This window comes from bacterium, from assembly GCA_027622355.1.
GTDB lineage: Bacteria > UBA8248 > UBA8248 > UBA8248 > UBA8248 > JAQBZT01.
This window is the reverse complement of sequence record JAQBZT010000097.1, coordinates 1-9,269: the sequence shown is the minus strand read 5'-3', so window position 1 is coordinate 9,269 and position 9,269 is coordinate 1. Positions and strand designations below refer to the sequence as shown.

General features: G+C 58.6%; 7 protein-coding genes. 4 read left to right on the top strand and 3 right to left on the bottom strand.

The annotated features are described in order from the left end of the window. Window positions 1–29: 29 nt before the first annotated feature. Window positions 30–1,571 (bottom strand): ABC transporter substrate-binding protein, encoded by a 1,542-nt coding sequence (locus O2807_07325; GenBank protein ID MDA1000313.1) that lies wholly within the window; start codon window positions 1,569–1,571, stop codon window positions 30–32. 400 nt (window positions 1,572–1,971) lie between these two features. On the opposite strand from O2807_07325, the gene O2807_07320 reads away from it, so the two are divergent. The 3 genes from O2807_07320 (at window position 1,972) to O2807_07310 (ending at window position 5,153) form a co-directional block, all read left to right on the top strand. Continuing rightward, window positions 1,972–3,156 (top strand): prolyl oligopeptidase family serine peptidase, encoded by a 1,185-nt coding sequence (locus O2807_07320; protein ID MDA1000312.1) that lies wholly within the window; start codon window positions 1,972–1,974, stop codon window positions 3,154–3,156. A gap of 112 nt (window positions 3,157–3,268) precedes the next feature. Continuing rightward, window positions 3,269–4,204 carry an ABC transporter permease gene (locus O2807_07315; protein ID MDA1000311.1) on the top strand — a complete coding sequence of 312 codons (936 nt, stop codon included), beginning with the start codon at window positions 3,269–3,271 and terminating at the stop codon, window positions 4,202–4,204. A 13-nt stretch (window positions 4,205–4,217) separates the two neighbouring features. After that, window positions 4,218–5,153, top strand: coding sequence for an ABC transporter permease (locus O2807_07310; GenBank protein ID MDA1000310.1), 936 nt, complete (start codon window positions 4,218–4,220; stop codon window positions 5,151–5,153). A gap of 55 nt (window positions 5,154–5,208) precedes the next feature. On the opposite strand, the gene O2807_07305 is transcribed toward O2807_07310, so the two are convergent. Both O2807_07305 and O2807_07300 read right to left on the bottom strand, forming a co-directional pair. After that, window positions 5,209–6,384, bottom strand: coding sequence for an alpha/beta hydrolase (locus O2807_07305; GenBank protein MDA1000309.1), 1,176 nt, complete (start codon window positions 6,382–6,384; stop codon window positions 5,209–5,211). Window positions 6,385–6,419: 35 nt separating this feature from the next. Then, a complete protein-coding gene (locus O2807_07300; protein MDA1000308.1) occupies window positions 6,420–7,595 on the bottom strand; it encodes an alpha/beta hydrolase in 1,176 nt (391 codons plus the stop codon). Window positions 7,596–7,776: 181 nt separating this feature from the next. Here O2807_07300 and O2807_07295 point away from each other — a divergent pair, with 181 nt between their 5' ends. Beyond that, window positions 7,777–9,141 (top strand): M20/M25/M40 family metallo-hydrolase, encoded by a 1,365-nt coding sequence (locus tag O2807_07295; protein MDA1000307.1) that lies wholly within the window; start codon window positions 7,777–7,779, stop codon window positions 9,139–9,141. Window positions 9,142–9,269 lie beyond the last annotated feature (128 nt).

Genomic DNA, 9,269 nt, shown 5'->3' with positions numbered 1-9,269 from the left:
GCGGGGTGTTGATTTCCGTGGGGAAAAGGCTACATGGACGGCTTCACCGAGATTTCCCAGGGCTGAAGCGTTTCGTCGTGGCGCGGGAGAAATTCAATCCGCTTGCTCACGCCGAAGATATTGTGAATCTTGAAGAAGATTTTGTGGGTTGCCTTCTCCTTCATCATGTCGGTCACTTTTTCGTATTCCTTCTGCTGCTGGGCGGGGTCTTCGGTGCCTCCCGCCTTGTCGATCTGGGCGTCGAGATCCTTGAAGCAGTGGCCGCTCCAGGCGCCCGTGCAGCCGGAGGTTCCGACGAGAGAAACGTTCGGCTCGCCGCTGCCGTTGCCGAAGCCCATGTAGTACATGGCGGCGCCTTTGACCTTGCCCTTTTGAAATTGGTTAAAGCTCTTCCGGTAGAGCGGGAAGACCTGCGAGTTGCAGCGGGTCTTGATGTTGATCTTGGCGAGCATGCCGACCACCGCTTCGCAGGTCGCCCTGTCGGCGGGGTATCTGCCGTTGGTGGTGATGAACTCGGCATTGAAGCCGTTGGGGTAGCCGGCTTCCTTTAGGAGCTGCTTGGCCTTGGCCAGATCGTATCCGTACCAGGTTTTGTCCGGGTTGTACCCCGAGAAATTCCAGGGGTGGAGCAACTGTCCGAAGGGGTCGGCAAATCCCGCCACCAGGGTTTTCCGGATGATCTCGGCGTCGATGGCGTAGTTGATGGCCAGGCGGACCTTCTGGTTGGCCATGGGGCCGCCGTGACGGGTGATGAAGCCCATGAACATGATGCGGACCGCTGGTTCGTTCATGACGGTGACTTTTGAACTTTTTCTCAGATTTTCAACAAGGTGCGGAAGCACGCCCCCGATAAGGTCCACCTCGCCGGTTTCCAGGGCTTTCACGCGAACCGAGCCTTCCCGGATCCGCCGGAGGATGATCGTCTTCGGCCGGTTGGGATAGCGGCTGTTCGCCCACCAGTCGGGGTTGGCCTCAAAGACGATCTTCTGGCCCTTTGCCCAGGAGGCGATCTTGTAGGGGCCAGAGCCGATGGGGTTGCGGGAGGTCTGCGCGAGGGTCTGCTTCTTCGTCCCCAGCGAGATGACGTGTCCCCACGCGAGCAGCCGGTTGATGAGGGCGTTATCGGGCCGGTTGGTGTGAAGGATGAAGGTGTATTTGTCGAGAATCTCGATGCGGGCGAATGACTTCCAGTAGCCGAGCTGGCGGCTCTTGTTTTTCGGATCGAGAATGCGTCCGATGGAGTACTTGACGTTCTCGGAGGTGAGCTCGGTGCCGTCGAAAAACCGTACGCCTTTTCGGAGGGTGAATTTCAGCCGCTTGGAGTCGAGCCGCTCATATTTCTCGGCGAGCCAGGGGGTGATTTTTCCCGTCTTGGTGTCGGAGACGACAAGTCTTTCGGTCACCCAAGGCCAGACCATTGTCCCGATGAACCCGGAAAAGGTGTGCGGGTCCATGGTGGGCGGCTCGCCGTTGAGGGCGATTGTCACCGTGCCCTTGTAGGCATTGACGGATGAAGGGGCTCCGATAGCCAAGAACATCACTGTAAGAAGTAGAGCTAGAATTTTTCGCATGCCAGTTCTCCCTTTCGCTTTTGAGAAAATAAGAAAAAACTTTGCCACACCTTTATGCGAAGGTGGGTTTTCCAGAGGTGCTGCATGAAAATTTGAACACTGATATGAAGAATCTAGCACGGGGTTCCCCGGACGTCAAAAAAGTTCCATGTCCTGAAAGCGGAATGAGCAGGGTTTTTATGGTAATCCTGACAAAATTGTTTTAATTCCACGGATGATATTTCATCGTATGGAAAACGCGAGAGGGGGGGGGATAAGTGGCCTGAAATCAAGATAAATATATCTGAAATATTGCGAAATGCCCCGTTTTTTAGGGGGAAATGACAAGATTTTTTTCCGCGCTCCCGCTAGTATGGAAGTCATAATTCCGGCAATTGTTCATTGGAGGTGTTGCGTCGTTATGGGCGAGAAAAAATACGCAGGTTCGTGGTTTCAATATTTTCCGGAACATTATCTTTGGTCGCAGCTCATGTGCAGCGAGATCAACCTGGCCCTCATGGGAGGAACCTCTTTCCAGGAAGTGGACCAGATCGGAAAGGCGCTTCAGGGTAAAACCGGTGACGGCGAGGCGTGGCACGACGCCTGGCTGGCCATGGCCAAGAAGGTAGAGGCTTTCGCCGGCGCCGAGGAGAAAAAGGGGCACCTCGACACCGCCGCCGCGGCCTGCGTGCGCAGCGCCATTTACTATTACACCTCCGAGCGATTCGTCCATCCCGAAGATCCGCGGAAGGCGGATACCTATCGCCACCTCATCCCGCTTTACCAGAAAGGGATGAAACGGAAAATCCCCGGCTTCGAGCGCGTGGAAGTTCCCTACGAGGGGGATACGCTCGCCGCCTGGTGGGTTCCGCCTGCGAATCCGACGGGCAACGACCCGGCCGTCGTCTTTTTCGACGGCCTGGACGCCTCGAAGGAGTTCACGGTTCTCTGGGGCGGATTTTTTCTGCGGGAGCGGAATATCGGTTTGCTTTGCGTGGATGGCCCCGGCCAGGGCGAGACTTTGCGCCTGAAGAAAATTCCCAGCCGCCCGGACTATGAAGTGGCCGGTTCGGCGGCTTTCGACTATCTTGCCGCCCGCGGGGGAGTGGACAACTCCCGGATCGGCCTCATGGCGATGAGCATGGGCGGCTACTATGCCCCCCGCATCGCCGCCTTCGAGCACCGATATGCCGCCTGCCTTACCTGGGGGGCGCATTTCGATTATCACGAAATTTGGGTCCACCGCCGGAAGGTGCTTGAATCGGGAGGGTCGGTTTCCTCATCCGCCATCTGGCAGCTTCCCTGGGTATTGGGGACGCCCGACATGGACAGCGCCATGGAGAAGTGCAAGGGCTACACCCTGGCCGGGGTGGCCGAAAAGATTCGGATGCCCATCTGCATCACCCATGGACAGGACGACAACATCGTTCCCGTCGAGATGGCGCATCGGCTGTTTGCGGCCTGCGGTTCGAAGGAAAAGGAGCTCAAGATATTCACCGTAGAGGACGGTGGGAGCCAGCACTGCTGCTTCGACAATCTCCATATGTGCGGCAACTGGATTGCCGATTGGTGGATGGACCGTTTCGGGGCGCAAGGAAGGCAATGATCCTCCGCCTTGACGATTTTGACCGTTGCAATAAACTACATTCCGGTTACTTTTCCGGTATAAAGGCTTTTCGGATACTGCCGCTCCGGGGCGGCTCTGTACAGGATACGCGATGCGCACTTATATTTTTCGCCGTTTGCTCCAGAGTTTGATCGTCCTCAAGGCGATCATGCTTATCGTTTTTCTGATGCTCCACATCTCGGGAGATCCGGCTGCCGTCCTCATGCCCGTAGATGCCACGCAGGAGGACGTCGAGATTTTCCGCAAGCAAATGGGGTTCGATAAGCCCGTCCATATCCAGTACTGGCACTTCCTGGTCGGCGGGCCGAAGAGCAAGGGGATTTTGCGGGCCGACTTCGGCTACTCCTTCCGCCACGAGGTGCCGGCGATGGGTCTCGTGCTGGAGCATTTTCCGGCGACGATGCAGCTGGCGTTTCTTTCTGTGACCATCGCGCTTATTGTCGCCATACCGGCGGGAATACTGTCGGCCACGTTCCGAAACACCTGGATCGATCACGTCAGCACCGTGGGGGCGATGTTCGGCCAGGCGATGCCGAATTTTTGGCTGGGCCTGATGCTCATCATCATTTTTTCCGTCCATCTGGGATGGCTCCCGACCTCCGGATACGAAGGGCCCCAGTACATCATTCTGCCGGCGCTCACGGCCGGTCTTTACGCCACCGCCCGCATCATGCGGATGATGCGCTCGGGGATGCTCGAAGTGCTGGGGATGGACTATGTGCGTACGGCCCGCTCGAAGGGCATACGGGAATCGTTTGTGGTGCTTCGCCACGCCCTCAAGAACGCCTCCATACCGGTCGTCACCCTGGTGGGCCTGGAGCTGGGCATCCTCCTGGGCGGCACGGTCGTGACCGAGGTAGTTTTCGCCTGGCCGGGGGTGGGCTTTCTCGTGGTGGACGCCATCAACAACCAGGACTACCCCATCGTTCAGGCGGCAGTCGCCTTGCTGTCCTTCATGTTCGTGGGGGTGAACCTCCTGGTGGATATCGTCTATGCTTGGCTCGATCCGCGGATTTCCTACAGTTAGGCCGGAGGAGAAAATGGCACAAGGACAGGCAGAAATCGTCGCCGGGACCCAGCTGGCTGAAGCGCGGGAATGGCCGCGCGGGCCCTCCGAATTCCAGCTGGCGCTTCGCGAGCTTCTCCGCCGCCCGCCCGCGGTGTTCGGTCTGGTGGTGCTGGTGCTGGTCCTGCTTTTCGCCCTCGTGCCGCAGTGGTTCGCTCCCCTCGATCCGCTCGACCAGAATCTGGCCCGCTATCTCAAGCCGCCCGGCTTTGTGGACGGCACGGGGAAAGTCTATTGGTTCGGCACCGACCAGCAGGGAAGGGACATTCTCAGCCGGGTGATCTGGGGGGCCCGCATTTCGCTGTGGGTGGGTTTCGCCACGGTGGTTGTGAGCGGCGTCATCGGCGTTTTCGTCGGCCTGGTCGCGGGCTACTTCGGCGGCATCGTGGATACCATCATCAGCCGGATCATTGATACGGCCCTGGCGATACCCTTTATCCTCCTGGCCATCAGCCTGATCGCCATTCTGGGTCCAAGCCTGCAGAACATTATCCTGGTCATCGCGCTGCGGACTTGGATTGTCTATGCGCGGGTGATCCGCGGCGAGGTGCTCTCCCACAAGGAAAACGAATACGTGACCGGTGCGAAGGCGATCGGCTGCCGGACCCCGCGCATCCTCGGCTTGTATATTCTGCCGAACGTTCTCTCCTCCACCATCGTCATCGCCACGCTCTATCTCGGGCGGATGATCATCATCGAGTCGGCGCTTTCTTTTCTCGGACTCGGGGTGCCGCCGCCGACGCCGACGTGGGGCGGGATGCTTTCGGACGGACGCTCCTTCCTTGATACCGCCTGGTGGATTGCGCTCTTTCCCGGATTGGCACTGATGATGACGGTGCTGGGGGTCAACCTGCTGGGCGATCTGCTCCGCGATGTGCTCGATCCGCGCCTGAAAAGACTGGCGGAGTAACCCCCCCCTTCCGGAAGGGCTACCCCGCCGCAGTCTTTCCCGCGATGTGTTCCGGCTACGCCTTGAGCTTCTCTTTCAGCCAATCGTGCATGTACGGGACCGCGAGCGCCAGATTGTCCATGTGACAGTGCTGGGCGCCGCCCTCCTTGCCGGTAAAGACCCGAAGGGTTTTGTCCTTCGATCCCACGGCGTTGTAGAGCTTTTTGGCGATGGAGAGATTCTGCTGCTGGTCGTCCTCGCCGTGGACGAGGAGGAAGGGACACTTCATCTTCTGCACCACGCCCTGGAGCTTGAATCCCTTCAATTTCACAAGCGCTTCCTCGGTCGTTTTGACGTTGAAAATCCAGGTGAGGTGGTGGCCGGGAACCGAAAGCGCGGTTTTGTAGCCGGCGGCGATGCGCTTCTTCCAGGTGTCCTCGTAATCCCAGATGGCGCCCCAGGCGAGGCAGGCCTTGAAGCGCTTTTCCATGCTGGCGTTGCGCGGGGCGTAGTAGCCGCCCAGGCTGATGGCCATCACGCCGACGCGGTTTCCGTTCACATCTTTCCGTTTTTCCAGATAGTCCAGCGCCGCCGCGCCTGCGACCTCGTGGTCATGGCGCAGATAAAGGTTGCGGAAGCGGATGGACTCGCCGTTGCCGGGCGCATCCACGATGAGAACGCTGATGCCGCGGCGCACCAGATCCTCCACCCCCATGCAGTACTGAATTTCCTTGGTGATGTCGAAACCGTCAAAAAATACGACGGCAGGCGGCCTTTTCTTCTTCGTGTTCTCGGCGTGGACGAAAAGAGCGGGAAGTTTTTTCCCCTTCTCGAAGGGGATCTCGACGTGCTCAATCTTCGGGCCATCGGTGAGTTGGGCGAATTTCCGGAAGCAGGCGAGCGAGCGGCGGTAGACATCGTTGGCTTTTTTGTCCTTCGGGGTGCGCATGCGCTCCCCCGCCTGATAATACATACAGGCCCGCTTGTAGAGGCCGGCGGCGGTGAAATTGTTTTTCTTCCGCTCCGCAGACCGGGCCAGATCGCGCATCCGGTCGCCTATCTTGGTCCACTCGTGGAACCAGTGGTTGTCGTCCCCCACCTTTTTCGCAAGCTGGCGGCCCGCCTGATCGAGTTCGCCGAATGAGGCGCCGCCCCAGTTCGTGATCGAAGAGAGCATGACGAACGCGGCCGACCAGCGGTAGTCATTGGGAAAATACGCGAACCATGATGCTCTTGTGACAGCTTTCGACATGGGATGTTTTCCTTTTGCAAAAAGTCAGCAGTGTCTCAGGCACCGAGTTTTTCTTTGAGCCAGTCGAACATGTAGGTGGTGCCGAGCGAGAGATTGTCGCGTTGGCAGTGTTGCGAGCCGCCCTCGGCCACGGTGAAGAGCTTGAAGGTCTTGTCCTTCGAGCCCACCGCCTTGAAAAGCGCCTGGGCATCCTTCAAGGGAATCTGCTTGTCGTCGATGCCGTGCGTCAAAAGGAACGGGCAGCGCATCTTCTGCACCACACCGTCGAGGCGGAAGCCGTCGAGTTTTTCCAGCGCCTCTTTCATTGTTTTGGCGTTGAGAATCCAGGTGATGTGGTGGCCGGGAACCGAGAGCTCGGTCTTGAAGGAGTTATCGATCCGTTTTTTCCAGACGGCGTAGTAGTCCCAGATGGCCCCCCAGGCGACGCACGCCTTGTAGCGTTTCTCCATGCTCGCGATCCGCGGGGCGTAGTAGCCGCCGAGGCTGACGGCCATGATGCCCGCTTTTTTGGCGTTCACGTCTTTGCGCGTTTCGAGGTAATCGAGCGCCGCGGAGCCGGCCGCCTCGTAGTCGTAGCGGAGGTAGATTTTCCGCAGGCGGATGGCCTCGCCGGTCCCGGGACCGTCCATGACGAGGCAGCTCATCCCCCGCCGCACGAGGTCCTCCACCCCCCGCATGTACTGAAGCTCTTTCGTGATGTCGAGGCCGTCGAAAAAGACGACGACCGGCGGTTTCGACTTTTTCGTGTTTTCGGCATGGACGAAATAACCGGGAAGCTTCTTGCCTTTCTCGAAGGGGACCTCGACGCGCTCGATGCGGGGCCAATCGGTCAGCCGGATAAAGCGGTTAAAGCAGTCAAGCGACTTTTTGAAGGCGTCGATCGCTTTTTTATCCTTGGGCGTCCGGAAGCGCTCGGCCATCTGGTAGTAGTTGCAGGCCCGCTTGTAATGGGAGGCGGCGGAGAGATTGTGTCCTTTCCGCTCTTCTTTCAGGGCCAGCGCGCGGACCTTTTCCGCCATCTTGACCCATTCGCGGAACCAGCGGGCATCATCGCCGAGATCCTTCTCCAGACGGCGGCACACCTGATCGACCTCGCCGATTTCGCTGGTCCCCCATCTCGCGGCGGTGAGCATTCCGCAAACGGCGGCCGACCACCGGAAGTCTTTCGGGAAATACGTAAACCAGTTGGTGTTGGCAGGTGCTTCCGGCATGGCTTTCTCCTATCGGAAGGATTATGGTATTCCTCTCCGGCGCAAATGTTCCGGCCGGGCCGTTGGGCGATTCGCATGATCAAGTGACATAGGGATAGTATATGGCGTATTTTTCATTTTCAATCATGAACATGCGTCTCTTTGCCAAAATGGGGTGGGGTTCGTTCGGGAGATAAACGACATGGCTGTTGATGGCCTCGATTCCGTGTTCGAGCACATCGAGAAAAATACGGAAAAAATTGTGTCCGATTTGCAGGAGCTTTGCCGGCAGCCGAGCGTTTCCACCATCGGGGAAGGCATCGAGGAGATGTCGGCGCTGATTCACGAGCGCTTGGAGCGCACGGGTTTTCAGGCCATCCGCCACCGGACGGCGGGCCATCCGATTGTCACCGGCGCGCTTTCGGAGGCGGGCGAGAAAACCCTGTTGTTCTACAACCATTACGACGTGCAGCCCCCCGAACCCCTGGAGGAGTGGACGAGCCCTCCCTTTGAGGCGCGGGTGGTGGACGGTCATGTCATCGCGCGCGGGGCCACCGACAACAAGGGAAACATCATGAGCCGCCTGGCGGCCTTCGAGGCGTTCCTGGCGGTTCGCGGGGAGCTCCCGTGCTCGGTGAAATACATCGTTGAAGGCGAAGAGGAAATCGGCAGCCGTTCTCTTGAGCCTTTCATTCTGGAGAACGGGGAACTCCTCGCGGCGGACGGGTGTATCTGGGAAGACACGTTTCGCGAGGATGTCCCGGTTCTCTCCCTGGGGAACAAAGGGCTTTGCTATCTGGAACTCACCTGCCGGACGGCCAACGTGGATTTTCACAGCAGCCATGCCCAGATCTACGAGAATGCCGGCTGGCGGCTCGTCCAGGCGCTCTCGAGCATGAAGGGAACGGATGAAAAAGTGCTCGTGGAGGGATTTTACGACGACGTCGCGCCGCTGACTGAAAAAGAGGAGGAACTTGTGCGGCGAATGAAGCCCTATGACGGAGAGAGCAGGAAGAAGAAATTTGAACTGCGCCGCTTCGTCTTCGATCTTCCCGACGAAGAGCTGCCCCGCCGTCATCTGACGAATCCCTCTTTCAATATTGCGGGGCTGGACGCGGGATATACGGGGGAAGGGGTAAAGACCATCGTCGCAGGAAGGTCGCGTGCGAAGCTGGACTGCCGTTTGGTGGTGGATCAGGATCCGGAGAAAATCCGCGATTGCGTCCGGCGGCATCTGGACAAACATGGTTTCGGGGACATTGACGTGAAACTTCTTTTTCGGTCCTGTCCCGCGAAAAGCGATCCGGAGAGCGCCACCGTCAAGGCGTGCTTCGAAGCTTCCCGCCGGGTGTACGGGGCGGACCCCGTGATCAATCCCTTTGGCAGCGGAAGCACCCCGACCTGGATGGTCATCCGCCACCTGGGGATGCCGCTCGTCAGCACCGGGGTGGGGTACATCACCGCGCGCACCCACAGCGCCAACGAAAACCTCAAGATTTCTCACCTGATTGAGGGAGCAAAATACATGGCCGCCATCTGTGAGGCGTTTGGTTCCGGGGGGAAATGAAAATTTCAGGTCGTGGGTCAGTTTGCACAATGGACCCATGGTGTCATTCCGAAGGAGCGCAGGGAACCCAAGCGAACGGGTTCGCTTGGGGCCCGCAGCGACTGAGGAATCTGCTGTGGAAAAGCAGA

Excerpts from the sequence above, each read along its gene's own strand:
- O2807_07325 (MDA1000313.1), bottom strand. The coding sequence starts at position 1,571 with ATGCGAAAAATTCTAGCTCTACTTCTTACAGTGATGTTCTTGGCTATC.
- O2807_07320 (MDA1000312.1), top strand. The coding sequence starts at position 1,972 with ATGGGCGAGAAAAAATACGCAGGTTCGTGGTTTCAATATTTTCCGGAA.
- O2807_07315 (MDA1000311.1), top strand. The coding sequence starts at position 3,269 with ATGCGCACTTATATTTTTCGCCGTTTGCTCCAGAGTTTGATCGTCCTC.
- O2807_07310 (MDA1000310.1), top strand. The coding sequence starts at position 4,218 with ATGGCACAAGGACAGGCAGAAATCGTCGCCGGGACCCAGCTGGCTGAA.
- O2807_07305 (MDA1000309.1), bottom strand. The coding sequence starts at position 6,384 with ATGTCGAAAGCTGTCACAAGAGCATCATGGTTCGCGTATTTTCCCAAT.
- O2807_07300 (MDA1000308.1), bottom strand. The coding sequence starts at position 7,595 with ATGCCGGAAGCACCTGCCAACACCAACTGGTTTACGTATTTCCCGAAA.
- O2807_07295 (MDA1000307.1), top strand. The coding sequence starts at position 7,777 with ATGGCTGTTGATGGCCTCGATTCCGTGTTCGAGCACATCGAGAAAAAT.